The 24,690-nt window shown below is 71.5% G+C and carries 18 protein-coding genes; 9 read left to right on the top strand and 9 right to left on the bottom strand.

Annotated elements, in window-relative coordinates; all coding sequences use genetic code 11:
- Positions 1 to 57 precede the first annotated feature (57 nt).
- The 4 genes from ITX44_RS11020 to ITX44_RS11005 all read left to right on the top strand — a co-directional run bounded on the left by ITX44_RS11020 (position 58) and on the right by ITX44_RS11005 (position 3,871).
- Positions 58 to 1,563, top strand: coding sequence for a flavin-containing monooxygenase (locus ITX44_RS11020; RefSeq protein WP_205356931.1), 1,506 nt, complete (start codon positions 58 to 60; stop codon positions 1,561 to 1,563).
- The gene (locus ITX44_RS11015; RefSeq protein WP_205356930.1) at positions 1,560 to 2,588 is read left to right on the top strand and encodes an alpha/beta fold hydrolase; all 1,029 of its coding nucleotides are present in this window, start codon (positions 1,560 to 1,562) and stop codon (positions 2,586 to 2,588) included. Before ITX44_RS11020 ends, ITX44_RS11015 begins: the two co-directional genes overlap by 4 nt.
- A complete protein-coding gene (locus ITX44_RS11010) occupies positions 2,585 to 3,487 on the top strand; it encodes an SDR family oxidoreductase (RefSeq protein ID WP_205356929.1) in 903 nt (300 codons plus the stop codon). The genes ITX44_RS11015 and ITX44_RS11010 overlap by 4 nt, the downstream gene beginning before the upstream one ends.
- 105 nt (positions 3,488 to 3,592) lie before the next feature.
- Entirely contained in the window at positions 3,593 to 3,871 is a 279-nt protein-coding gene (locus tag ITX44_RS11005) for a hypothetical protein (RefSeq protein ID WP_205356928.1), read from the top strand.
- Positions 3,872 to 3,986: 115 nt separating this feature from the next.
- On the opposite strand, the gene ITX44_RS11000 is transcribed toward ITX44_RS11005, so the two are convergent.
- Together ITX44_RS11000 and ITX44_RS10995 are read right to left on the bottom strand one after the other, a co-directional pair.
- A complete protein-coding gene (locus tag ITX44_RS11000) occupies positions 3,987 to 7,763 on the bottom strand; it encodes a S41 family peptidase (protein ID WP_205356927.1) in 3,777 nt (1,258 codons plus the stop codon).
- Positions 7,764 to 7,928: 165 nt separating this feature from the next.
- The gene (locus ITX44_RS10995; protein WP_205356926.1) at positions 7,929 to 9,599 is read right to left on the bottom strand and encodes an FAD-binding dehydrogenase; all 1,671 of its coding nucleotides are present in this window, start codon (positions 9,597 to 9,599) and stop codon (positions 7,929 to 7,931) included.
- 277 nt (positions 9,600 to 9,876) lie between these two features.
- Here ITX44_RS10995 and gltX point away from each other — a divergent pair, with 277 nt between their 5' ends.
- The 5 genes from gltX to ITX44_RS10970 all read left to right on the top strand — a co-directional run bounded on the left by gltX (position 9,877) and on the right by ITX44_RS10970 (position 16,057).
- Positions 9,877 to 11,265, top strand: coding sequence for a glutamate--tRNA ligase (gene gltX / locus ITX44_RS10990; protein ID WP_236060428.1), 1,389 nt, complete (start codon positions 9,877 to 9,879; stop codon positions 11,263 to 11,265).
- A 121-nt stretch (positions 11,266 to 11,386) separates the two neighbouring features.
- Positions 11,387 to 11,791: a cupin domain-containing protein gene (locus ITX44_RS10985; RefSeq protein ID WP_307795205.1), complete on the top strand. Its 405-nt coding sequence runs from the start codon at positions 11,387 to 11,389 to the stop codon at positions 11,789 to 11,791.
- 302 nt (positions 11,792 to 12,093) lie between these two features.
- Positions 12,094 to 13,776, top strand: a complete 1,683-nt coding sequence (locus ITX44_RS10980) for a glycoside hydrolase family 6 protein (protein ID WP_205356924.1) — start codon at positions 12,094 to 12,096, stop codon at positions 13,774 to 13,776.
- Positions 13,777 to 14,028: 252 nt separating this feature from the next.
- Entirely contained in the window at positions 14,029 to 15,204 is a 1,176-nt protein-coding gene (locus ITX44_RS10975; protein ID WP_205356923.1) for a serine hydrolase domain-containing protein, read from the top strand.
- Between the two features lie 4 nt (positions 15,205 to 15,208).
- Positions 15,209 to 16,057 (top strand): SDR family NAD(P)-dependent oxidoreductase, encoded by an 849-nt coding sequence (locus ITX44_RS10970; RefSeq protein WP_205356922.1) that lies wholly within the window; start codon positions 15,209 to 15,211, stop codon positions 16,055 to 16,057.
- A gap of 57 nt (positions 16,058 to 16,114) precedes the next feature.
- Here ITX44_RS10970 and ITX44_RS10965 read toward each other — a convergent pair whose 3' ends face one another.
- The 7 genes from ITX44_RS10965 to ITX44_RS10935 all read right to left on the bottom strand — a co-directional run bounded on the left by ITX44_RS10965 (position 16,115) and on the right by ITX44_RS10935 (position 24,616).
- The gene (locus tag ITX44_RS10965; protein ID WP_205356921.1) at positions 16,115 to 17,752 is read right to left on the bottom strand and encodes a penicillin-binding transpeptidase domain-containing protein; all 1,638 of its coding nucleotides are present in this window, start codon (positions 17,750 to 17,752) and stop codon (positions 16,115 to 16,117) included.
- Between the two features lie 161 nt (positions 17,753 to 17,913).
- Complete coding sequence (locus ITX44_RS10960; protein ID WP_205356920.1) at positions 17,914 to 18,888, bottom strand: NAD-dependent epimerase/dehydratase family protein; 975 nt, start codon at positions 18,886 to 18,888, stop codon at positions 17,914 to 17,916.
- Between the two features lie 371 nt (positions 18,889 to 19,259).
- Positions 19,260 to 20,525 (bottom strand): tyrosine-type recombinase/integrase, encoded by a 1,266-nt coding sequence (locus ITX44_RS10955; protein WP_205356919.1) that lies wholly within the window; start codon positions 20,523 to 20,525, stop codon positions 19,260 to 19,262.
- An 83-nt stretch (positions 20,526 to 20,608) separates the two neighbouring features.
- Positions 20,609 to 20,848, bottom strand: coding sequence for a helix-turn-helix domain-containing protein (locus tag ITX44_RS10950; RefSeq protein WP_205356918.1), 240 nt, complete (start codon positions 20,846 to 20,848; stop codon positions 20,609 to 20,611).
- A gap of 486 nt (positions 20,849 to 21,334) precedes the next feature.
- Entirely contained in the window at positions 21,335 to 22,810 is a 1,476-nt protein-coding gene (locus ITX44_RS10945; RefSeq protein ID WP_205356917.1) for an AICE element replication initiation protein, read from the bottom strand.
- 2 nt (positions 22,811 to 22,812) lie between these two features.
- Entirely contained in the window at positions 22,813 to 23,646 is an 834-nt protein-coding gene (locus ITX44_RS10940) for a bifunctional DNA primase/polymerase (RefSeq protein WP_205357186.1), read from the bottom strand.
- A gap of 112 nt (positions 23,647 to 23,758) precedes the next feature.
- A complete protein-coding gene (locus ITX44_RS10935; RefSeq protein ID WP_205356916.1) occupies positions 23,759 to 24,616 on the bottom strand; it encodes a phosphoadenosine phosphosulfate reductase in 858 nt (285 codons plus the stop codon).
- Positions 24,617 to 24,690 lie beyond the last annotated feature (74 nt).

Raw genomic sequence — 24,690 nt, 5'->3', positions numbered from 1 at the left:
GCCCTACAGTCCATCGTGCCAGTGAATGCTGGCGCGGTTGATCGGGAAGGCGGTGCCATGGACGACGATCTCGAGCACGTGCGGGTGGCGGTGATCGGGTCCGGGTTCGGCGGTCTGGGGGCCGCCGCGCGGCTGCGACGGGAGGGGATCACCGATTTCGTCGTCCTGGAGCGCGCCGACGCCATCGGCGGCACCTGGCGCGACAACAGGTATCCCGGCTGCGCCTGCGACGTGCCGTCGTACCTCTACTCCTTTTCCTTTGCGCCCAATCCCGACTGGCCGCGGGCGTTCTCCGGCCAGGAGCACATCCGCGCCTACCTTGAAAGAGTGACTGACGTGTTCGGACTTCGTCCGCATGTGCGGTTCGGTGCCGAGGTGAAAGAGGTGCGCTGGGAGGGTGACGCGCGGCGCTGGCGGTTGACGACAACGGTCGGCGACCTGACTGCCGACGTGGTGGTCTCCGCGACCGGGGCGCTGTCCGACCCGAACATTCCCGACATCCCGGGGCTGGCGTCCTTCCCCGGGCGCGTCTTCCACTCCGCGCGCTGGGACCACGACTACGACCTGCGCGGCAAACGAGTCGCCATGGTCGGCACCGGAGCGTCGGCGATCCAGATCGTGCCCTCCATCCAGCCACAGGTGAAACGGCTGACAGTCATCCAGCGCACCCCGCCATGGGTGCTGCCGCGGGTGGACCGGCCGATAGGGGCCGCGGAACGGTGGCTGCACGCAAAGGTGCCGGCGACCGCGCGGGCGCGGCGCGGGCTGCTGTGGCTGATGCGGGAGTTCCAGGTGGGCGCCTTTGTGCGGCAGCCGCGGCTGATGAAGGCGGCCGAGCGGATCGCCCGCAGCCATCTGCGGCGCTCGGTGCCGGATCCGCAGCTAAGGGCGCGGCTGACGCCGGACTACACGATCGGGTGCAAGCGCATCCTGCTGTCGAACACCTACTATCCGGCGCTCGCACAGCCGAACACCGAGGTCGTCACCGCTGCGCTGACCGAAGTGCGCGGGTCGTCGGTGGTGACGGCGGATGGCACCGAGCGCGAGGTCGACGCGATTGTCTTCGGCACCGGCTTCCACGTCACCGACATGCCGATCAGTGAGCGGGTGTTCGGCGCAGACGGACGGAGCTTGGCCGAGCATTGGCGCGACGGTATGGCGGCGCTGCGGGGCTGTGCTGTCGACGGCTTCCCGAACCTGCTGTTCATCGTCGGGCCCAACACCGGCCTGGGGAACAGCTCGATGATCCTGATGATCGAGTCGTCGCTCAATTACATGGCCGATTACCTGCGCACACTGGAGCGCATGGGGGCGGCGGCGCTGGACGCCCGGCCCGAGGCGGTCACCGCCTGGAACGAGGAGTTGCAGCGGCGGCTCGCGCGCACAGTGTGGAACACGGGTGGCTGCCGGAGCTGGTACCTGGACGCGCGCGGCCGCAACACAACCGTTTGGCCGGGCACGACCACGGAATTCCGGCGGGCGACGCGGCAGGTGAACCTGTCGGAGTACGAGATACTGGTGGGCGCCGGCGACCGGGTGCGGACCCCGGAGGTGGTGTCGTGAGCCTCCCGTACGAGAAGGTGCCGGCGCTGCGGGAGCTGACCGCCGTGTCCGCAGACGGAACCCGGATACATGTCGAGGAGTACGGCCGGAGCGACGGCCCGACGGTCGTCCTGTCGCACGGATGGACCTGTTCCACGCTGTTCTGGGCGCCGGTGGTACGGCTGCTGGCCGACGGCCACCGGGTGATCGCGTACGACCAGCGCGGTCACGGCCGCAGTGGGGTACCGATCACCCGCAAGGGTTACAGCACCGAATGTCTGGCCGATGACCTGGAAGCCGTTATGGAGGCGACCGTTCCCGACGGTCAACGTGTGGTGCTCGCAGGTCACTCCATGGGGGGCATGACCATCATGGCGGCGTCGGGGCGGGCCGCCGTGCGTCGCCGTACGGCCGCCGTACTGCTGGCCAGCACCGGCAGCAGCCGGCTGCTCGGCGCCACCGAGGTGCTATCGCCGAGGTTGAGTTCACGCCGCCTACGGCGGTATCTCCACCGTCAACTCCTCGTGTCGCGCATGCCACTCGGACCGGTGACCGCGTTGTCCCGGGCGGCACTGAAGTACGGCGTCCTGGCGCCGGGCGCGTCACCCGAACAGGTGGCGTTCACCGCTCGCATCGTGCATGCGTGCCGGGCGGGGCAGCGGTCGGCGTGGGGAAGGATGCTCGCCGAGTTGGACATCGACGCCGAACTCGCCGCACTTGCCGCACCCACCGCCGTACTAGTGGGCACCGCAGACAAACTCACCCCTGCGGTGCACGCCCACCGCTTGGCTGACGCACTCCCGCACTGTGTCGGCCTGCACGAACTCCCGGGCCTGGGACACATGACGCCGATCGAGGACGCCCCCGCGGTGAGCGCCGTTGTACGGCAACTGGTCGCCGATCACCTGACAGGTGGCGAACGGGCGGTCGCCGGGGCAGGCGCAGAGAATCTCCGGCCGGCGGATCGTCGTACGCATGCGGTCACCGACGTCAACACGACGGCCGGTGCGGTCACCCGGGCCGCAGGAGAGGAGAAGAGCGCATGAGCGGAGCGGCGTTGGACGGCCGGGTCGCGGTGGTGACGGGCGCGGCCCGCGGGGTGGGCGCGCAACTGGCCCGCAGACTTTCCGCGCGCGGTGCCCGGGTGGCACTGGTCGGCCTGGAACCCGAAGAGATGAAGAAGGTGGCCGCGTCACTCGACGGCGAAGCCGTCACCTGGGCGGCTGATGTCACCGACCGGCAGGTGATGGCACGCGTCGCCGAGGAGGTCGTCGGGCGCTTCGGGCGGGTGGACGTGGTGGTGGCCAACGCGGGTGTGGCGACCGGGGGGACGTTCCTTGACGGTGATCCCGATGCCTTCGACCGGGTGATACACGTCAACCTGCTGGGCAGTACGGTCACCGCCCGGGTGTTCCTGCCTGCGCTGCTCGCCTCGCACGGCTACTTTTTGCAGATCGCATCGTTGGCCGCCATCACGCCCGCGCCCATGATGACGGCGTACTGCGCAAGCAAGTCGGGAGCGGAGGCGTTCGCGCACAGCCTGCGCGGCGAACTCGGTCACAAAGGCGTCGGTGTCGGCGTGGCGTACCTGAGTTGGACCGACACCGACATGGTGCGCGGCGCCGACGAGGACGAGGCGATGCGGCGGATGCGGGCGCGGCTGCCCTGGCCGGCCAACCGCACCTACGCCCTCGACCCGGCTGTGGAGCGGCTCGTGGACGGGATCGTCCGGCGATCGCCGCACGTGTACGCGCAGTGGTGGTTGCGCGGGATGCAGCCGGTGCGAGGGTTTCTGCCGTTGCTGCTCGGCGGAGCGCTCGCGCGGCGCGAAATGCGGCGAGCGGAACCGGAACTGGCGCGCGGCCTGGCGGTGCGCCGCGGTCTGGTGGGCCTGGGCGGGGCGGCCGATGAGTCGGCACGAACGTCGTCGCATCACGCTCCGTGACTGTAACTGGTCGCTGACCTGGGGTTATTGTCCCAGGATGCGACGGTCGTACCCGCATGTCACTCTTGTCGAGGCCCCATCCCCACCACTCCAGGAGGAGTAACCATGGGTGCTTACGACCAGATCGACGACCAGTCCCAGGAGCGCGGCGACCGGAGCCGTGAGGGCTCCGGGAAACGCCGCCGGGGCACGCCGGACGACAGCCAGCAGCGGATGGACGGCTCCGAGCGCTCCGTGCCGCGCGAGCGGCGTGAGCGCCCGTCCGGCCAGGGCGCCGACTCCGGCCGCGAGTCCGGCTCCGAATTCGACGAGCGCGCACAGCGCCGCTCCCAGCAGCGCATGCGCGACGCCGAGTCCGGCCGGGACGAGGGCGACTGGTCCTGACGCGGGCCTGACGCAAGCTTTGACTGAAGGCGGTGCCGTGACCGCCGGAACACCGTGACAGGGAAGGGGCGTCCCCCGGGGGCCGCCCCTTCACCCGTTCCCGGCACGGAACGGGTCAGACCTGCCGGGGCGGCAGCAACGGCCGGGAACGGTCGGGCCGGTGGGAGAGGTCGGGCGGGGCGGCGGCCGCGTGCTGCTCCAGCAGCGACAGCGCGGTGCGGACTGCGACCGCGAGTTGGCCGGGCCGGCCCTCGGCCCAGTCCACCGGGGTGCGCATGCTCTCGATGTCCGGCGCGACACCATGGTTCTCGACCGACCAGCCGTACGCGTCGAACCAGGCGGCGTTCATCGGCACCGTGATCACCGTTCCGTCGCCCAGGCGGTGGCGGCCGGTAACACCGACGACCCCGCCCCAGGTGCGCAGTCCCACCACCGGTCCCAGCCCCAGCAGTTTGAAGGCGGCGGTGATCATGTCGCCGTCCGAGGACGTCGCCTCGTCGGCGATGGCGACGACCGGGCCGCGCGGGGCACCGGAGGTGTACGAAACCGGCTGCGCGTTACGCGTCAGGTCCCAGCCCAGCACCGAACGGGTGAGTTTCTCGATGACGAGTTCACTGATGTTGCCGCCCGCGTTGCCGCGCACATCGACGATCAGGGCGTCGTAGGCGACCTCCTTGCGCAGGTCGCGGTTGAACTGCGCCCAGCCGGAGCCGCCGAGGTCGGGGATGTGCAGGTAGCCGCATCGCCCGCCGCTCAGGTGACGGACCACCATGCGGCGCCTGGCGACCCAGTGCTGGTAGCGCAGCGGCCGGTCGTCGGTGAGCGGCACCACGGCGACCCGGCGCGGCGGTCCGCCGTCACCGGACCGCGCGAAGGTCAGTTCCACCGTGGTACCGCCCGCGCCCGAAAGGAGCGGATACGGGCCCGCGTGCGGGTCCACCGGCCGACCGTCGACATGGGTGAGGACCGCGCCCTCCCGGATGCCGGTGCCGGCCAGCGGCGAACGCGCCCTGGAGTCCGACGACTCGCCCGGCAGGATCCGGATCACCTGCCAGGCGCCGTCCTTGGTGGGCCGGAAGTCCGCACCGAGCAGGCCGATGGGCCGCTGGTAGTGCGGCGGGCCCTCGTTGCGGCGGGCGGGCTGCACGTACGCGTGCGAAGTGCCGAGTTCACCCAGCACCTCGCGCAGCAGGTCGGCGAACTCGTCGGGGGTGGCGACCCGGTCCACCAGCGACCGGTACTGGTCCAGGACGGCCGGCCAGTCCACGCCGCACATGTCCGGCGCCCAGAAGTAGTCCCGGATCAGCCGCCCGGCCTCGGCGTACGACTGCCGCCACTCCGCGGCCGGTTCGACCTCGTGCAGGACGCGGCGCATGTCGACGTGCACGGCCGACTCCTCGTCGCCGCGCTCCGTGGCGGGTACGACCCCGAAGTCGCCCTCGTCGACCACGGCCAGTCGCAGGCCGTCGCCGCTGACCGCGTACCAGTCCATGTGGTGGACGAGTTCGGTGCGCCGGGAGCGGCCGAGGTGGAAGTACTCGAGGGTGGGGCGGGCGGAGGGGTCGGCGGGGTTGACGAAGGTCTCGCCCAGGGCGCCGGAAATCGGCCAGCGCAGCCACACCAGGCCGCCGGCGACCGGCTCCAGGGCGCTGTATTTGGAGGCGGGCACCGGGAAGGGGGTGACCCGGCTCGGCAGCCCCTCGGCCTCCACGACCACCGGGCCGCCGCCGGCGCCCTCGCCCGGGTCCAGGCCGGTGCCCACCGGGCTGCCCTCGACCCGCAGTGCGAAGGGGGAGGGGGTGGCCGAGTTGAGGGGCACCAGGTAGGGGCGGCAGCCCAGCGGGAAGGACAGGTCGCCGGTATGGACGTCGTAGACCGGGTCGAAGCCGCGCCAGGACAGGAACGCCAGGTAGCGGCCGTCGCGGGTGAACACCGGCTGCTCGTCCTCGAACCGGCCACTGGTGACGTCGATGATCGTACGGTCGGCCAGGCGCGCGATCCTGATGCAGCGCAGTGAGCGGCCCACCCCGGGCTGCGACCAGGTCAGCCAGGCCGAGTCGGGGGAGAAGGCCAGATCGCGGACCGGACCGTTGGTGGAGCGGACCAGTTCTATGACGCCGCCCGGTGTCGTGGCCACCGCGCCGGAAGCAGCGGCCTCTGTGGCGTTTTCCGTCGCCATGGTGTCGGGCGCGCCGGTGGCCTCCATGGCGTCGGCCGCGTTCCCCGCCTCTTTAGCCGCGGCCGGTCCGACCGAATCCGCCGCAGTGGCCGCGATCGCGCCCTCCTCGGTGTTGTCCAGCGACCCAGCCGGCTCCGGTTCGCCCTCATGCAGCCCCGTGGCGACCAGCAGCAGGCGCCCGTCGTGCGCCGCCACCGCGAGCGCGGAACCGTCCGGCGAGCAGACGAGCTCCAGGACCCGGCCCAGTTGCCCGACGGCCAGCCGCACCCGGGCGCCGTCCGCCTCAGCCGTTTCCGGCGCCGCGAACGCGTCGAACTCCTCGTACGCCCCCTGCCCGCCGCCCGGTGCTCCGGGCTGCGTCCCCTCGGTCAACCACTCCCGCTCCTCGGGCCGCGGCCCCCAGCGCGTCGCCCCGGCCGGTACGGGCACCGGCTGCGCGCCTTCCTCGCCGGGTACGGCTTCCGGGCCTCCCGCCGGCTCTCCCGTCCCGCCCGGCTCCTCCGCCGGGCCGCCGCTCGCAGCGCCCGGAGCTTCCGAGGCGCCGGAGCGCCCACCCGCGCCCGTCACGGCCCGGCTCACCGCCCGCGCGACGGCCTGCGACGCCCGCCCCGGCAGCGGGGCCAGCTCCACCCCGTCCTCGCCCTCGGCGTCCGTCACATAGGCGACGAGTCCGGTCTCGCCCACCATCACCGGCAGCCGCACGCGCGCGCCCGGCTCGTCGGCGATAGTGCGGGCGGGGCCGTCGCGGTGGGTGAGCCAGTACAGGCTGCCGCGGACGCACACCGCGCTCGCCCGGCCCGTCCGGTCCATGGCCAGCCCGTCCAGGTTGGCGGCGGCCGGCACCTGGTAGGGGCGGCGGCCGTTGCGCGGACCGCCGAGCCGTATTTCCAGCCGGCGCGATTGGGCGCCGGGCGCCAGGTCGTTCACCAGCCACAGGCCGCCGCCGCAGCCGTAGACCACCCGCTCGCCGTCGGTGGCGGCGTCACGGGCGTAGAAGTCGGCGTGATCGGTGTGCCGGCGCAGGTCAGTGCCGTCCGGGCGCACCGAGTACAGGTTGCCGATGCCCTCGTGGTCGGAGAGGAAGGCGATCCGCCCGGTGACGAACATCGGTGACGACAAGTGACCGCCGAGGTCCGCGACAAGGCGCTGCCCGTGCAGCCACAGGCGTCCGGTGGCCCCGCCGCGATAGCGCTTCCAGGCGAACGGCTCGTGCGGCGGGGTGCCGGTGAGCAGCAGGGTGCGGCGTTCGCCGTCCTCGGTGTCGTGCACCGCGATGTCGCTCACCGGCCCCCATGGCAGCGGCCCACCCGGACCGCCGTCCCGGGGCACGCTGTACGCCCAGGTGTGGTGGGCGAAGGGCTGGCCGTGCGAGGAGACGGCCAGCGCATGACCGTCCGGCGCCCAGGAGCAGACGCGGGTGTCGGCGCTGCCCCAGTACGTCAGCCGTCGCGGGGGAGCCCCGCCGTCCACCGGGACCAGGTAGACCTCCGGGTCGAGGCTGCGCCAGTTGGTGAAGGCGATCACCGTGCCGTCGGGCGAGAAGCGCGGCGGCCCCACCCGGGTACGGTCCGCCGTCACCCGCCAGGCGCGGCCCGGTGCCTTTTCCGGCGTCCCGAGGGGCGCCACCCAGATGTCGTCCTCGGCGGCGAAGCACAGGAGGTCGCCGGCCAGGTGCGGGAACCGGAGGTACGCGGCATCACTCACCTCTCCCATGGTTCGGTTCCCGGCGCCCATGGGCAACTTTTGTCCGGTTGTCCCACTTTTTACCGCTGTGCAGGCCGCGGCACGCGTTTCCCCGGCACGGTTGTCGCCGCCTCCGGCGGGCCGCGCCCATTGCGTCGGCGAACGCTTCTGCGACGACCTCCGTGACGCCCCCTGCTACGCCGTCGCCTCGGCCGCCGCCCGCCCCGCCGTACGTCCGGAGAACAGGCAGCCGCCGAGGAAGGTGCCCTCCAGGGAGCGGTAACCGTGCATCCCGCCGCCGCCGAAACCGGCCGCCTCACCCGCCGCGTACAGCCCCGGCAGCGGTTCGCCGCGCTCGGCGGTGCCCTCGGGGACCGGCCGCAGCACCCTGCCGGCGAGATCGGTCTCCAGGCCGCCGAGCGACTTGCGGGTCAGGATGTTCAGCCGCACCGCGATCAGCGGGCCCGCCTTGGGGTCGAGCAGCCGGTGCGGGGCGGCGGTGCGCATCAGCCGGTCACCGATGTAGGCGCGTGCCCCGCGTATGGCTGTGATCTGCAGGTCCTTGGCGTACGGGTTGGCGATCTCGCGGTCGCGCGCCTCGATCTCGCGGCGCAGTTCCGACTCGTCGATCAGGTCCTGGCCGGTGAGCGCGTTCATTCCGCGCACCAAGGCGCCGAGTTCGCGCTCGACCACGAAGTCGGCGCCATGGCGCTTGAAAGCCTCCACCGGCCCGGTCGCGCCCGGCAGTGCGCGCTTGAGCACCTCCCGCACGCTCTTGCCGGTCAGGTCCGGGTTCTGCTCGGAACCCGACAGCGCGAACTCCTTCTCGATGATCTTTTGCGTGAGCACGAACCAGGTGTATCCGTGGCCGGTCGACATGATGTGCTCCAGGGTGCCGAGCGTGTCGAACCCGGGGAAGTACGGCACCGGCAGCCGCCGGCCGGTCGCGTCCAGCCAGAGCGAGGACGGGCCGGGCAGGATGCGGATGCCGTGCCGGGCCCAGATCGGGTCCCAGTTCTCGATGCCCTCGGTGTAGTGCCACATGCGGTCACCGTTGACAAGGCTGGCGCCGGCCCGTTCGGCGACACCCAGCATCAGCCCGTCCACGTGCGCCGGAACCCCGGACAGCAGCTTGTCCGGCGGGGTGCCCAGCCGCTTGGGCCAGGCGGCCCGGACCAGTTCGTGGTTCCCGCCGATGCCGCCGCTGGTGACGATCACCGCTTGGGCGCGCAGCGCGAACTCCCCGGCCGGCTCCCGGGAACTGCCCTCGCCGCGGGCCGCGCCACTGGGCACCAGGATCTCGCCGGCCACGCCGTCCACGGCGCCGTCGGTGGTGGTCAGGGCGGTGACCCGGTGCCGGAAGCGCAACTCGACAAGGCCCCTTGCGGCGGCCTCGCGCACCCGCTGCTCGAACGGTGCGATCACCGCGGGGCCGGTCCCCCAGGTGATGTGAAAACGCGGCACCGAGTTGCCCGGGCCGGTGGCGAGCAAGCCGCCCCGCTCGGCCCAGTTGACCACGGCCAGCAGGCGGATCCCGCGTTCGCGCAGCCAGGCGCGTTTCTCGCCGGCCGCGAAGTCCAGGTAGGCGCGCGCCCATTGCCGCGGCCAGTGGTCCTCCGGCCGGTCGAAGCCGGCTGTGCCCAGCCAGTCCTGCCAGGCCAGTTCCGGGCTGTCCTTGATCCGCATCCGCCGCTGCTCGGGGGAGTCGACCAGGAACAGCCCGCCGAAGGACCAGAACGCCTGGCCGCCGAGCGACGCCTCCGGTTCCTGGTCCACCAGGATCACCTTGCGCCCCGCCGCCGCCAGTTCCGCGGTGGCCACCAGGCCGGCCAGCCCCGCGCCCACCACTATGACGTCCGCGTCCATTCCTACTCCCCGGTCAACCCGTCGGTAGCCACGTCAGGCGGCCACGTTACGCGCCCGGGCCACGCAGGTCAGCGGTCCGGACACGAGAGAACGCGGACCGGGCGGCGATGCCGGGTGCGCGCCACCGGGTGTCGCGTGCGCGCGTCACCTCGGCGGCCGACCGGCGCAATGGCGCCGCGCCGGGAAACACGGATGCCCGCGCCCATGGCGTCGGCCTAGGCTGACCCGCATGTCCAGCACTGCGCCCCGTGTCCGTTTCGCGCCCTCCCCGACCGGCATGTTCCATGTGGGCGGCGCGCGTTCCGCGCTCTACAACTGGGCGGTGGCCCGACAGTCCGGCGGCACCTTTGTGCTGCGGATCGAGGACACCGACGCGGCGCGCAACAAGCCCGAGTGGACGCAAGGGATCATCAGCGCGCTGGCCGCCATCGGCATCTCCGCGGCCGACCCCGCCTTCGAGGGGCCGTACTTCCAGTCCGCCCGCGGGGAGCGGCACCGCGCGGCGGCGCGTGAGCTGTACGGGGCGGGACGCGCGTACTACTGCGACTGCACCCGGGAGGACGTGGCCCGGCGCACCGGCTCGCAGCACTCCGGTTACGACGGGTACTGCCGCGACCGGGGCCTGTCGCCGGAGGCCGGGCGGGCGCTGCGCTTCCGTACCCCGGACGAGGGCGAGACGGTGGTGGTGGACCTGGTGCGCGGCACGCCCGCCTTCCCCAATGCCGCCATCGAGGACTTCGTGATCGCGCGCGGCGACGGCTCACCGGTGTTCCTGCTGGCCAACGTGGTGGACGACCTGGACGAGGGGATCACCGAGGTGATCCGCGGCGAGGAGCACCTGTCCAACACGCCCAAGCAGCAGTTGCTGTGGCAGGCGCTGGGCGCCCGGCCACCGCGCTGGGCGCACCTGCCGGTGATCGTCAACGACAGGCGGCAGAAGCTGTCCAAACGCCGCGACAAGGTGGCCCTGGAGGACTACCTCGCTGAGGGCTACCTGCCGGACGCGCTGGTGAACTACCTGATGCTGCTGGGCTGGGGGCCGGGCGGAGACCGCGAGATCATGCCGTGCGAGGAGCTGGAGCGGCTGTTCCGCATCGAGGACGTGACCGCCTCCTCGGCGTACTTCGACGTCCGCAAGCTCACGGCGTTCAACGGCGAGTACATCCGCGCCCTGCCGGAGGAGGAGTTCGCCGCCGCGTGCGCGCCCTGGCTGCGGGCGCCGCATGCGCCATGGGACCCGGCGGACTTCGATCCGGCGGCCTTCGCCGCCCTCGCGCCGCTCGCCCGGACCCGGGTCGCCGTCCTGTCCGAGATCACCGCCTACGTGGACTTCCTCTTCCTGCCCGAACCGGTCCACGACGACCCGTCCTGGGCCAAGGAGATGACCCCGGCCGCCGGGCAGTTGCTGGCCGACGCGCACGCCGTCTTCTCGGCGCTGGCTTCCTGGGAGCCGGACACCCTGAAGGCGGCGCTGGAGGGGGTCGCCACCGGCCACGGGTTGAAACTCGGCAAGGCCCAGGCACCGGTCCGGGTCGCCGCCATGGGCCGTACGGTGGGCCTGCCGCTGTTCGAGTCGCTGACCGTCCTCGGCCGGGACCGCACGCTCGCGCGTATCGCCGCGGCCAGGCAGAAACTCGCCGCAATGGAGGCGGGCGACGCAGGCTGAGCCGCGGTCAAAGCCGTCGCCATGGGCGCGGGTTGCGCCCGTACGCCACCGGTACGACCATGCGGCCCGGCCGTAGACTCCCGCTCCGGTGACGCTACGGCGGAGGCGGCGCAATGGTGACGTGCGACTCGCGACCCGTGACGGCGACGCAATGGCGACGGCCACGAGAGGCAGTGTCCCGGTGAAGGACGAGCACGAGTTCTACGACCCAAACACGCTGCGCTGGGTGCCGGATTCGGCCGCGCCCGGGGTGAGCGAACGGGTGCTGTCGGCCGGTCCGGACCGGGCGGTGGAGATGACGCGGCTGGCCCGTTGGGCGCCCGGACTCGACACCACTGCGGCGGGGGTGATCCGGCACGCGTACTACGAGGAGGTCTACCTCCTCGAGGGTGAACTGGAGGACCTGACGCTGCGCCGTACATTCACCGCCGGGCACTATGCGTCGCGGCCGCCGGGGATGCCGCACGGGCCGTACCGCACTGTGACGGGGTGTCTGATGCTGGAGATCCGCAGGCCGGCGGGGTGATCGGCGGACGGCCCGGGCACGGGGCGGCGGGGCCGGGCAGCAAGCGGTGCTGCTTCAAGCATTGACAGGGCCGAACCGACTCCCCACTATGGGAGCGCTCCCACGTTAAGAGCCTGTAACCGAACCATGAATCACCGCACCACCTCCCTTGACCTTTCGAAGCGGGCACAAGCGCGTCGGCGTCGAAGGTCCATCCCCCCTATGGAGGTCGTACGCACATGGCACTTCCGACAGTCCGTCGTAGAACCGCCGCATTTGCCGCAGGGGCGCTCGTCGTCGCCTCCGGCGCGGTGGCCGCTGCGATGAGCACCACCACGGCCTCGGCGGCCACCGCCGGCTGCGCGGTGACGTACCACGTCGACAACCAGTGGGACACCGGCTTCGGGGTGACGGTCACCGTCACCAACACCGGTGACCCGATCAGCAGCTGGAACGTCGGCTGGACGTACGCGGGCAACCAGAAGGTGACCCAGGGCTGGAACGCCAACATCACCCAGTCCGGCCAGAAGGTCACCGCGACCAGCATGTCGTACAACGGCTCGCTGGCCACGAACGGTTCGACGACCTTCGGCTTCAACGGCTCGTACAGCGGCACCAACACCGCTCCGACGTCGTTCACGGTCAACGGCGTCGCCTGCGGCGGCACCACTCCCCCCACCACCCCGCCGCCGACCACCCCGCCCCCCACGACGCCGCCGCCCACCACCCCGCCGCCGACCAGCCCGCCGCCCGGGCAGAAGCTCGACAACCCGTACGTGGGCGCCAAGGGTTACGTCAACCCGGAGTGGTCCGCCGAGGCCGCGGCCGACGGCGGCCAGAAGATCGCCAACCAGTCCACCGCCGTCTGGCTGGACCGGATCGCGGCGATCGCGGGAGCCAACGGCGGCATGGGCCTGCAGGCCCACCTGGACGCGGCCGTGACGCAGGCGGCCGGCCAGCCGCTGACCGTCGAGTTCGTGATCTACGACCTGCCCGGCCGGGACTGCGCGGCCCTCGCCTCCAACGGTGAGCTGGGCCCGACAGACATCGACAAGTACAAGTCCCAGTACATCGACCCGATCGCGGCGATCGAAGCCAACGCCAAGTACTCCGGCCTGCGCATCGTCAACATCATCGAGCCCGATTCGCTGCCCAACCTGGTCACCAACGCGGGCAGCCAGGCCGGCGCGACCGCGGCCTGCGCGACGATGGCGGCCAACGGCAACTACGAGAAGGGCGTCTCCTACGCCCTGGCCAAGCTCGGCGCGCTGCCGAACACGTACCAGTACATCGACGCCGGTCACCACGCCTGGCTCGGCTGGGACACCAACCTCGGCCCCTCCGCGCAGGAGTTCTACAAGGTCGCCACGACCAACGGCGCCGTCCTGGCCGACGTGAACGGTTTCATCACCAACACGGCCAACTACAGCGCGACCGTGGAGCCGTACGTCAAGATCACCGACTCGGTGAACGGCACCACGGTGCGGCAGTCCAAGTGGGTCGACTGGAACCAGTACATCGACGAGCAGTCGTACGCGCAGGGCTTGCGCAACCAGCTCGTCTCCGACGGCTTCCCGTCCAGTATCGGCATGCTGATCGACACCGGCCGCAACGGCTGGGGCGGCACGGCACGGCCGACCGGACCGGCCGCCAAGACGGACGTGGACACGTACGTCAACGGCAGCCGGATCGACCGCCGCATCCACGCCGGCAACTGGTGCAACCAGTCCGGGGCGGGCATCGGCGAGCGGCCGACGGCGGCTCCCGCGGCCAACATCGACGCCTACGTGTGGATCAAGCCCCCGGGCGAGTCCGACGGCTCGAGCTCGGCCATCTCGAACGACGAGGGCAAGGGCTTCGACCAGATGTGCGACCCGACCTACACGGGCAACGCGCGCAACGGCAACAACCCGACCGGCGCCTTGCCGAACTCGCCGCTGGCCGGTCACTGGTTCTCCGCCGAGTTCCACCAGCTCATCCAGAACGCCTACCCGCCGCTGTCGTAACAGGTCATCCGTGACCTGACAGCGGGTCCCCCCACCGGGCCTGTGACGGGGCCGCCTCCTCCCGGCAGCAATGCCGGGCCGGCGGTCCCGGCACGGGCCCGCCCGCATGTCCGCCCTCCGTCTTCTCGCTGTCTTCCCGGTTGCCCTCGCCGGTGGGGCCGGGAGGGAGTGTCGGATCCGTCGTGCACCATGGAGAGGAGTCCGTACGGCGGGTGGCGTCGGTGCGGCGGGAGGCGCGGGAGGGCACCACTCATGGACTTCGGGGACGTCCACGGGACGGCGGAGGACGGCTGGGAGCCGGTCCGCGCCGCTTTCGCGCGCAACTTCGGGCAGCGCGGCGACCGGGGCGCGGCCTTCGCCCTCTACCACCGGGGGCGTGCGGTGGTGGACCTGTGGGCCGGCAGCACCGATTTCGACGGCGGGGGGCCGTGGCGGCAGGAGACGGCGCAGACCGTGCGCTCGGCCACCAAGGGGGTGGCCGCGGCCTGTCTGCTGCTGCTCCACCAGCGCGGCCAGCTCGACCTGGACGCGCCGGTGGGGGCGTACTGGGCGGAATTCAAGGCCCGCGGCAAGGAGCGGGTCACGGTACGGGACGTGCTGGCGCACCGGGCCGGGGTGCCGGCGCTGGACGTACCGGTCACGCCCGAGCATGCGCTCGACGGGGTGAGCGGGGCGCGGGCGGTCGCCGCGCAGGCGCCGCTGTTCCCGCCCGGCGAGGCGCACGGCTACCACGCCCAGACGTACAGCTGGCTGCTGGCGGAGCTGGTGCTGCGGGCCGGCGGGCGCACCATCGGGAGGTTCGTCGCCGAGGAGATAGCCCGCCCGCTGGGCCTGGACCTGTGGATAGGGCTGCCGCCCGGCGAGGAGCACCGGGTGGGGCGGATCGGCGACATCGCCACCCCGCCGCCGCCCGCCTCCGGGGGGCTGCGGGCCCGGGCCAAGCCGGCGGTGCACGACGCCTACGCCGACCCCGGCTCGCTCACCCGCCGCGCCTTCGCCGCGATCACGCCGCTGCCGGACGAGAACGACCCCGCGTACCGGGCCGGCGAACTGCCCGCGTCCGGCGGGATCGCCACCGCCCGCGCGCTGGCCCGCTTCTACGCCGCGCTGGTCGGTGACGTGGACGGCGGGCGGCGGCTGTTCGTGCCGGCCACTTTGACCGCGGCCCGCACGGTGGAAGCCGACGGGCCGGACCGGGTGCTGGTGGTCAACACCCGCTTCGGGCTGGGCTACATGCTGCACAGCCCGTCCTCGCCGATGCTCGGGCCCGGCTCCTTCGGTCACCCTGGACGCGGCGGCTCGCTGGCCTTCGCCGACCCCGAGAACGGCATCGGCTTCGGCTACGTCACCAACGGCATGCAGAAGAACGTCACCGCTGACCCCCGCGCCCAGGCACTGGTCAGGGCCGTGCGGGAGTGCCTACGCTGACCCGATGACGGGACTTGTGACACGTACGGGACAGGTGGGGCCGGCGCCGTTCGCCTCGCTGCCGGGCCGTTTCGACGGCTACGGCGTGGTGGTGACCGGCGGGGCCCGGGGGATCGGCGAGGTCACGGCCCGGCGGTTCGCCGCCGAGGGCGCCGCGGTGCTGATCGCGGACATCGACGCCGAGTCCGCAGAGGCAACCTCCGCCTCGATCCGAGCCGCCGGGGGCCGCGCGCTGGCCGCGGCCTGCGATGTCGCCGACCGCGCGACCGTGGACGCCGTGATCGGGCAGGCCGCCGACGCCTTCGGCACACTGGACGTACTGGTCAACAACGCCTACGCGTGCAGCTACCACCAGGAGGACTTCGCCGCCGAGTCCGACGAGGACTGGTACCGCGACCTGGACGTCTCTCTGGTGGGCGCTATGCGCTGTGCCCGGGCCGCGCTGCCCCACCTGCGCGCCGCGCCGGGGCGGCGGGGCGCGATCGTCAACATCGGCTCGGTCAACGGCATGTCCTACTTCGGCAACCACGCCTACAGCGCCGCCAAGGCGGGCCTGGTCTCACTGACCCGCTCTCTCGCGATACGGGGCGCGTCGGACGGGGTGCGGTGCAACCTGGTCGTGCCCGGTACGGTCCGCACGCCCGCCTGGTCCGGCCGTGAGGCGCAGGTCGACGCGGCAGCCTGCGCCTACCCGCTGGGCCGGGTCGGCGAGGCCGTGGACATCGCCGCGGCGATCACCTTCCTCGCCTCGCGCGACGCGGCCTGGATCACCGGGGCGACGCTGCCGGTGGACGGCGGGATCCTGGTCGCCAACCCCGCCTTCACCGATCTGCTGGCGGAGGCGGGGGAGTGACGACTGCCGGGTGACCCGGTGGGCCCTGACCCAGGCGGGCCCGCGGGAGTGTGGCGGTCAGCTCGCGCGCAGCACCGCCGCCACGATCGGGCCCGCCGAGGCGTTGCCGTGGCCGCCGCCCTGCACCACGGCCGCGGCGGCGACGTGGCCGGAGTAGCCCAGGAACCAGCCGTTGGGGTTGGCGGCCCCGTCGATCTCGGCCGATCCGGTCTTGGCTCCCGAGTCCGAGCCGAAACCGCTCATCACACCGGCGGCGGTGCCGTAGCTGATCGCGCTGTGCATCATCGAGCGCAGCTGGTGCGAGGTGGTGTTGGGTATGCCGGCGGCGTGCGCGAGCGGCCCGTCGATCAGGTGCGAGGGCACGATCCGCGGCTGGTGGAAGTCGCCGGTCCGGGCGGTCGCGGCCACCGAGGCCATGATGAGCGGGCTCATCTGCAACTGGCCCTGGCCGATCATCTCCGAGGTCAGCTCGTCGCCCGAACCGCCGGGGACGGCGGGCTGCTCCACCGGCGTACCCACGTTCCACCGCTGGGTGAGGCCGAACTGCGCGGCGGTGGCCACCAGTCCGTCGCTGCCGAGCCGGCCGGCCTGGAGGATGAAGCCGGTGTTGCAGGACAAGGCGAAGTCCCAGTCCAGGGTGGCGGAGGCGTTGTTCATGCCGTTGTCGTTACGGTAGGGCTTGCCGTAGCCGTAGTTGGCGCCGTTGCGGCAGGGCGCCGACGAGCCGGGCGTCATGCCGTGCTGGAGCAACGCCGCCGCCGTGACCACCTTGAAGGTCGAGCCCGGCGCCACGTCGTCCTGCAGCGCCCAGTCCACTCCTTCGGCCGGGCTGTAGGCGACCGCCAGGATGCCGCCGGTGTCGGCGTCCACCGCGGTCACGCCGGCCTGGGTCTTTCCGGCCACCGCACGTTCGGCTGCCGCCTGCACGTGCGCGTCCAGGGTGGTGTTCAGCCGGGCGCCGCGGCCCTTGCGCAGGATCTCCAGAGTCTTGCCCTGCTCGCCGGCCGAGGTCTGTATGTACGTCTCGATGCCGGGGGTGCCGCCGCTGAGCTTGTCCCCGTAGCGGTTGCGGAAGTCGTCGAAGATCCGGGTGAGCGACGGGTACTGGGCTTCGGTCATCACCACGCCGTTGCGGTCCCGGACCTCCAGCTCGGGGGCCTTGGCCGAGCCGGTGACGATCGAGTCGCCCTCGGTCAGGGCCGGGTTCAGCACGGAGGGCGCCCAGCGCACCGCGGGCTTGCCGTCGGGGCCGTGGCCCACGGTGAGCGAGGAGGCGTAGGTCCAGTGGTCGGTCAGGCCCTGGTAGGAGATCGTCGCGTCCACGGTGAACGGGACCGTGTCGGACGCAGCCTCGGTCGTCGACCGGGTGCTCGCCATGGCCTGGACGGCCGTGACGTGCGCGCCGGTGCGGAAGCCGGTCAGGTCCTGGGTCGCGGTGGCGGAGGCGTCGGTGAACTTGGCAGCGCCCGCGAGGTCGCCCTGCGACCAGGCGGTCAGGAAGTCCGCCGCGGTGTCGGTGACCTGCTTGGCGGTCAGCGGAGCCTGGGTCGTGGGCGTGCTGGATGCCTGGGCGCCGCTGCTGCTCCCGCTTCCGCCACCACCGGAAGAACCGACGGCCGAGACGATGTTGTACGCGCCGAATCCGGCGACGCCGATCATGCCGGCGAAGACCGTTGAGACAATTCCGATCTTCACACCCCGTGGTACGGGCATGTAACCGGTCCCCCTCCCCTTTTTGAACGCGTTCAATGAACACGCTGGCTCGCACTCTACGTCAGCTCGCCCTTGCCGAAGGTCTCGTTCCGGGCACGGCTGTGTACTGACTGGGCGCCAACCGCCGCCCCTCTCGGCCGACTTCAGCCCAGGTCGGCGTCGTGCGCGGCCAGCACCGCACGCTCCTGCTCCGGCGTCCAGCCGTTGGTCAGCGGTGGCTCGCCGCGGGCGCGGTCCCAGGCCAGGACGTCGGCGGCGGTGACCGACAGCGGGGTCGCGGTCAGTCCGGCCGCCCACGCGCGGGCGGCACTGCGCTGCTGGGACGGCCAGTGGGCGCGGATCAGTGGGAAGAGGGGCGGCACCTGCGCCGGCGTCACCGGCACCACCTCGACGCTGCTGCCCGCGACCCGCGCGCAGGTCTCGATCAGCCCGCCGAGGGTCACCGGCTCGGCCGGGCCGACCGCGTGGAAGACCCCCGGCCGGTCGTCGGCGGCCAGCCGTACCAGCAGTGCGGCCAGGTCCCGGGAGTCCACGACCTGCACCGGTTGGTCCGGATCGCCCGGCAGTGCGATCCGGCCGCCCCGGGCGGCCCTGCGTACCCAGTAGGTGAAGCCGGCCGACGGGTCGTGCGGCCCGGCGACCTTCCCCGGCCGCACGATCGTGGCCCGCTCCCCGTACGTGGCCAGCACGTCGTCCTCGCAGGCCACCTTCGACGGCCCGTACGTGTCCCCGTCCAGGTCGGCGTGGTGCCGGACCGACCGCACCGGCGGCCGCCGCGGCGCGTCCTCGTCCGATCCCGGCGCCAGCCCCTCGGCCTCGTACACCGCGTGGCTGGATATGAACAGATACCGCCCGACGCGGTCGTCCAGGGCCGCCATGGCCTCCCCGACGTGCCGGGGTACGTATCCGCTCACGTCCACGACCGTGTCCCAGCTCTCGCCGGCCAGCGCCGCGTACTCCCCTTCCTCCCGGTCGCCGACCAGTCGGCGCACGCCCGGAAAAAGGTCAGGGCCCGTCTTTCCCCGCCCGAACAGCGTCACCTCCATTCCCCGTGCGAGCGCGCGCTCGACCAGCGCGCGTCCGATCAATCCCGTCCCGCCCATCACGAGCATTCGCATGGGACCGACGATAGCCAGCACGGACCGACCGGCCGCGGAAGTTATCCACAGGCCGGATCGTCCGGGAGGGGTTTTCCACAGGCGGCCCGCCGCGTGGGCGATCTGCCGTTGTAGAACAGGAGGGCAGTGCCGGGCAGCGCGGGACACTCGGCCGGTCCCGACGAGGCCGGGCACTGCCTCAAGGCTCCGGCCCCGGCCGGCCGACGGCGGCGTCCGGCCCGGGCTAGATCCAGGAGTCGAACCACATGCGGGCCTGCCAGCCCGAGTAGGGGATGGTCATGCCGGTGTAGATCGGGAAGAAATAGATGAAGTTTAGGCAGGCCGGGGCTGTGGGGCCCCGGCCTGCACGTATGGCCCCTGCGTTGCCGCAGCTACGCTGCTTGGGCCGTCTGTGGGCCGTGATCTTGAGTCGTTGACGCCAGATACACGCTCTCGACAGCCCGCCGGGTCCGCCCCTCGCTGCTCGGCATCAGGTGCGTATACGTCCGCAAGGTGAACCCCGGATCGGCGTGCCCGAGGTACTGACTCAGGGCCCGGATGTTCTCGCCAGCGTCCAGCAGGACCGAGGCATAGAAGTGCCTCAGAGCGTGCATACCGTGCTCACGTGCCGCCGCGTAGCGTTCACCCTGCTCGGCTTCGGGGATGACTCCAGCGACCGATAGGGCAGGCTTCCACATGAAGTCGTTGAAGTAGCTTGCCCGAATGTGCTCGCCGCTGCTGCCGGTGAAGATGAGCTGCTTCGTCACCGGCGGCCCGTCTGGAGTACGCCATGGGAGAGTGATCTCCACGGGAGGGAATTCCTCCGAGTGAGCGCGGAGAGCAGCGGCGACCGCAGGCGGGAGCGGTACGTCACGCACTTTTCCGCCCTTGGGAAGCGCGAAGACGTGCTTTCCCCGTACGCGCTTGAGTTGGTGGTTCACGGTCACCCAGCCTCCCGCGAAATCAACCTCGTCAAGCGACAAACCGAAGACCTCGCCCTGTCGAAGTCCGCACCCTGCTCCGGGGTCAACGGTCGCTTGCATGCGTGCCGGCAGAGCCTTGCGCACCGCGAAGACTTGTGCGGCTGTCCAGGGGATGACGCGCGGCTTTCCCGGTTTTGGCAGTTGCACGGTACGTGCCTGGCACGGGTTTTTCGAGATCAGCCCGTCATCGACAGCAGCGCTCATCGCAGCCGAGACCGTGCCCACGATGATGCGGCGATGCGATTCCGCGGGCACCGTTTTCTCAAGTTCGCTGATCCAGGCGCGGATGTGTTCCGGCTTGAAGGACCCGAGCGGACGGGACCCGATGTGGGGGTAGGCATGCAGCCGCAACCGACGCTCGGCAGCCTCACGGCTGTTGATTTCGCCGGTGTGCGACTTCACCCAGCGTGCGGCGTACTGCCGGAAAGTCGTGCGCGCGGCTTTGGGGTCAACGTACTGGCCCCGCATCATGTCGGTCTCGGTCTGTGCGAGCCACTGCTCGGCGAGTCGCCGTTGACGGTCGGGGAAGCTCTTTGACTTCTCGGTGCCGTCCGGGCCGATGTAGCGGGCCCGGTAGCGCATGCCGCTGCCGTAGCGATCGGTTTTGACGCGGCGGGGTTTGTCATCCGGGCCGGTTTCGGTCTTGTACCAGCGGTCTTGGATGTGGCCTGCCACTGAGTGGGATCTCCTTGCGGAACGGGTGCGGCCCGTGGCGGGCGGGTGCTCGCCACGGGCCGCTGGGCGGTTCGGGGGTGGGGTCAGGCTGCTTCGTTGGCCATCTGCTGTGCTGCCCAGGCGTGCACGGCGGCGGGGTCGTAGCGCAGGTGCTTGCCGACGCGGAATCCGGGCGGGCCGGTGCGCTTCTTGCGCCAGGCGTAGACGGTCTCTTTGGGCACGCCGAACATCTCGGCGAGGTCGTCCGGGGTGAGGTAGCGGTCCGGAAGGCCACCGCGGAGGGTGGCGCGGGGGTCGTTGTGGACAGGGGCGCGTGCGCTCACTTGTCCTCCGCAAGGTCGCAGTACATTGCGCTGAGTCGAATGGGGACGCGGCTTCGAAGCTCGCGTCTGTCCGAGGTTCGGATTTCTGCGTCATTGCGTCATGTGCGTCATGCGGGCTTTTGACCTGCGGGTTTGCATGACGCAGCGGTGAGGGGGTGCGTCATCCCTGCGTCATGGGCTGCGTCATGACGTGACGCAGCACATGACGCACATGACGCAGGATGACGCAGGGTCCGTCGTCTGCGTCATGGTCTTTGCCGCAGGTGGGAGGCGGTTTTTCGGCCCGTATGACGCACATGACGCAGCGTCTTCCCTCTTAGGACAAAAGAGGGGGTGCTGTTGTCGTTGGGTGCGCCTTACGGCGTGAAGAAGGAGCCGCTGCGCGGCGCGACCTTCAGGCGGCCCATGGGCCGAACAGCAAGAAGAGCACCCTGGGCGCAGCGCGGGTGGTGCTCTTCTTGCTTGTCCGCGTGCCGGCAGTGCCGGTCAGAACGCCCGCTGTTGCTCGGGTGGGGGAGGCGCGGCGGGGCGTGCGATTTCGAGGTAGCGGCCTTCGAAGGTGCGGCCGGTGTCGATGAGGACTCCGCGGGCGGCGAGGGTGGGCTGGAGGCGTTTGAGGCGGTCGGAGAGGACTTTGCCGGTGGTGGGCCAGCCTTTGGGCAGGGAGCGCAGTTCGTCGCCGGCGTAGAGGCGGCTGAGGCAGTGCAGCCAGTCGGTGGAGGTCATCCGCTGCTCGGTGCCGGGGGCGATGGTCTCGGCATGGCGCAGGACGGTCTGTGCGAGGAGGTCTCCCTCGATCACGTCGTCGTTGAGGTCGTCCAGACTGGCCCGGTAGGCGCCCAGCGCCCCGAGGCCGGTGGCCGCGTCGAGCTGGGCGCACAGGTGGGCGAAGTCCGCCATCCGCAGATCGGTGGGAGTCTCCGCGGCGACCGCGCGAACCTCGACCGTGAGATCCAGTAGCGAGCCGAGGACGACGGGCAGTACCTCCGCGTACTCCGCCCACAGTTCCGCCTCGGTGCGGCGGACGCGGGGGCGTTCCAGCCGCAGGGGCAGGAGCCGTTCGGCCAGGTCCGGGCGGATGACACCCACGTCGATCCCGGTCAAGAGCAGCGGCCGGCGGTAGCGGGCGCGGAAGACGTCCCCGTCGGTGAACAGGGCCCGCTTGACGTTCTCCGCACCTGTGACGATGCAGCACATCGCATCGGACAGGTCCGGGGTCATGTGGGAGAGGTTGTCCAGGGCGGTGACCCAGCCGGCGGCGACAGCGGCGATCAGGTTCTCCTCGTCCTTCGGGGCCCGGCGCAGGTCCCCGCTCATGCCCTCGATGATCCGAATCAGCATCCGTCCGCCGGTGGACTTGCCCGCGCCCTGCGGGCCGGTGAGGAACGGCGCGGGCACCGGGACGGAGGGTTCGAGGCAGCCGATCAGCCAGGCGATGGCCAGGCACTCGGTCTGAGCGGTGGCGAAGTTGCACAGCCTCAGCAGCAGATCGATGCCCTTACCGTCGGTGTCCTTGGCGGGCAGGGGGAGTTCCCCGGTGAGCTGCGTGCGGCGCCAGCAGACTTCGCGGGGGTCGGGGGTGAGGATGTCCCATCCTTCGGGGTGGATGCGGACCGACTGTCCGTCGTTGCGGCCCAGGTCCAGCCATGTCGCCCCGTCGAATCCGGGGGCCACGCGGATGTGGACCGGCTGCACGTCCTCGGACAGCGCGAGGGCTTCGATCAGGTCCAGCGCCTCTTTCAGCGCGGTGCCGTTGAAGACGCCGTACCCGTCGCGGAACAGGCCGACCATGAGTTCCTGCCGGTGGCTGCCGGTGGTTCCCTGCGAGCGGATCGGCCGGGCCACGGGGTGGCCGTTCTTCTGCGCATATACGGTCCCGTCAGCGGTGCGGAAGTACCGGAAGTGCTCCCGGGCGTAGTCGGCGATGACCTCGCGAGCGGGATTCTTCTCGTCGTCGGACACGGTCACATCCCCAACCGGGCACGCGCGTTGGTCCAAGCGTCGGCGCAGTGCCGGGCGGTTTCGCCCTTGGCCTGCGCGGTGGCGAACAGCCGCGCCACGTGGGCGTCCGTGAGGCAGCCGCACCGGCCGTGCGCGGACAGCACCGCCAGGAAGGTCGCGTAGACGGTGGCGTGCACCCCACTGGACGCGGCCGTGATGCGCTGCTCGGCCATCGTGATGCCCCGCTCCAGATAGGCGGGCGTGCGGTGACGACACGGGCCGCCCCCGGTGGGCGCGGGCACGCCCGCGCCCACCGGCCGGATCGGGGCGGGGTCTTTCACGGCCAGGGCGCGCACAGCCCCCGGCAGGGCCGTGACGGTGCCGGTGCCGGGCCCGAGCCACCGGGCGTAGGCCATGGTCGATTTGATGTCCACACCGGGCCGTACCGCGTTGGCGGAGGGCATCGCCCCGCGGTAGATCCAGTGCTGACCCCGGGTCGTCGGCACGGTGCGGGTGGCGGGCAGGGTCGCACGGGCCCACGCGATGGCTTCGGCGTGGTCGAGATCCACGACGGTCAGGCCGGCGCCGCCGGGGTGGTAGGCGACCGCCGCCGCGTCGCGCCACGCCTGCGCCCAGGCGGGTGAGTCGATGACGTGGGGGTCGGTGGTGGCGGCGGCCCAGCCGTGGCACGGGCGCGGGCAGACGCAGGGCCCGGGGGTCTTCATGTTCGGCCGCCCACCGCACACGTTGCGCGCGCAAGCGGGGCAGTTCCCGAAGGGCACCTTGCCCTTGCGCAGCGGCAGGACGGGCACGGCCTCGGCCGCCAGACGCAAGGCGGCATGCAGATGCTCGCTCATGCCGCGGATCGCCGAATAGGTCATGCTGGGGTCTCCAGTTCCGTTGATGGGTTCTGGGGTGCCGGGACGGCCGCGCATCTTTGGCGAGAGCGGGCGGCCGTCCCGGGCGAGGTCAGGTCCAGCACCAGCCGGAGTCGCAGCCGTTGTCGACGTCGTCGAGGTCTTCGAGGTCGAACAGGGCGTCGACGCCTTCTGCGATGGCTTGGCGGAGGGGTTTGCCGTAGCGGGTGAGGTAGACGTGGTCTTTCTTTCCGTGCGCGTCGCGGCGGCGGTTCAGCTCGTCCTCCAGCGCGCAGGCGCGCTCGAACAGCTCCGGTTCGGCACGCCGCATCTCCTGCCAGCTCTCGGCGCGGCGGAGCGGGCAGAACCAGCAGCTCGACTTGGGCGGGATTGGGAGGCCGGCGGTGCGGATGATGCGGGGGCAGTCGGCGCGGCGGATGCCGCGTTCCAGCAGGGGGTATTCCAGCCGCTCGTACGGTTCGTGCTTGCTGGGGTTGGCCCGGGCGATCTCGTCCAGGGTGATGCCGATCCCGACGGTTGCGGGGTGGTCGGCGGTGGCGCCGCGGCGTCGGAGTTCGTCGCCGACGACCTTGATTTTGAACTGTGCGGTGCACGAGCGGGTGCCGGGGGCCCCGTTGGACATCCGCACCGGGATCTTCACCGACATCCCGCCCGGACGAGTCAGGTCTTGCAGCAGGGTGCGGGTTTCCTTGGTCCGCTTCATCACGCGATCGACCACGACCAGTTCCAGGCCGTGCGCCTGCGCGTAGGGGATGGCGTAGCGGTTCAGGTAGGTGAGGGTGGCGGGGTTCTCGGAGTCGTCGCCGACGTTGGCCATGACGAAAGTGCGGTAGTCCAGCTCACCTCGCGCGGCCAGCACGAGAGCAGCCATGGACTGCCAGCCCCCGCCGAAGCTAAAGGACTTCAGCGGTTCGGCAGGGGCGGTGGTGGTTGTCGTGGGGTGGTCCATGTGCGGTGTGCTCCCAACGGAAGATTCGTCACTGTCCGTACAGGGAGTGGGGCAGGGGTCACCCATCGGGACCC

It is taken from the genome of Actinacidiphila acididurans (assembly GCF_016918855.1).
GTDB classification, from domain to species: domain Bacteria; phylum Actinomycetota; class Actinomycetes; order Streptomycetales; family Streptomycetaceae; genus Actinacidiphila; species Actinacidiphila acididurans.
This window is presented reverse-complemented; position numbering and strand designations above follow the sequence as displayed.

Coding starts and splice junctions, on each gene's coding strand:
- ITX44_RS11020 (WP_205356931.1), top strand. CDS start 58: ATGGACGACGATCTCGAGCACGTGCGGGTGGCGGTGATCGGGTCCGGG.
- ITX44_RS11010 (WP_205356929.1), top strand. CDS start 2,585: ATGAGCGGAGCGGCGTTGGACGGCCGGGTCGCGGTGGTGACGGGCGCG.
- ITX44_RS11005 (WP_205356928.1), top strand. CDS start 3,593: ATGGGTGCTTACGACCAGATCGACGACCAGTCCCAGGAGCGCGGCGAC.
- ITX44_RS11000 (WP_205356927.1), bottom strand. CDS start 7,763: ATGGGAGAGGTGAGTGATGCCGCGTACCTCCGGTTCCCGCACCTGGCC.
- ITX44_RS10995 (WP_205356926.1), bottom strand. CDS start 9,599: ATGGACGCGGACGTCATAGTGGTGGGCGCGGGGCTGGCCGGCCTGGTG.
- gltX (WP_236060428.1), top strand. CDS start 9,877: ATGTTCCATGTGGGCGGCGCGCGTTCCGCGCTCTACAACTGGGCGGTG.
- ITX44_RS10980 (WP_205356924.1), top strand. CDS start 12,094: ATGAGCACCACCACGGCCTCGGCGGCCACCGCCGGCTGCGCGGTGACG.
- ITX44_RS10975 (WP_205356923.1), top strand. CDS start 14,029: ATGGACTTCGGGGACGTCCACGGGACGGCGGAGGACGGCTGGGAGCCG.
- ITX44_RS10970 (WP_205356922.1), top strand. CDS start 15,209: ATGACGGGACTTGTGACACGTACGGGACAGGTGGGGCCGGCGCCGTTC.
- ITX44_RS10960 (WP_205356920.1), bottom strand. CDS start 18,888: ATGCGAATGCTCGTGATGGGCGGGACGGGATTGATCGGACGCGCGCTG.
- ITX44_RS10940 (WP_205357186.1), bottom strand. CDS start 23,646: ATGAGCGAGCATCTGCATGCCGCCTTGCGTCTGGCGGCCGAGGCCGTG.
- ITX44_RS10935 (WP_205356916.1), bottom strand. CDS start 24,616: ATGGACCACCCCACGACAACCACCACCGCCCCTGCCGAACCGCTGAAG.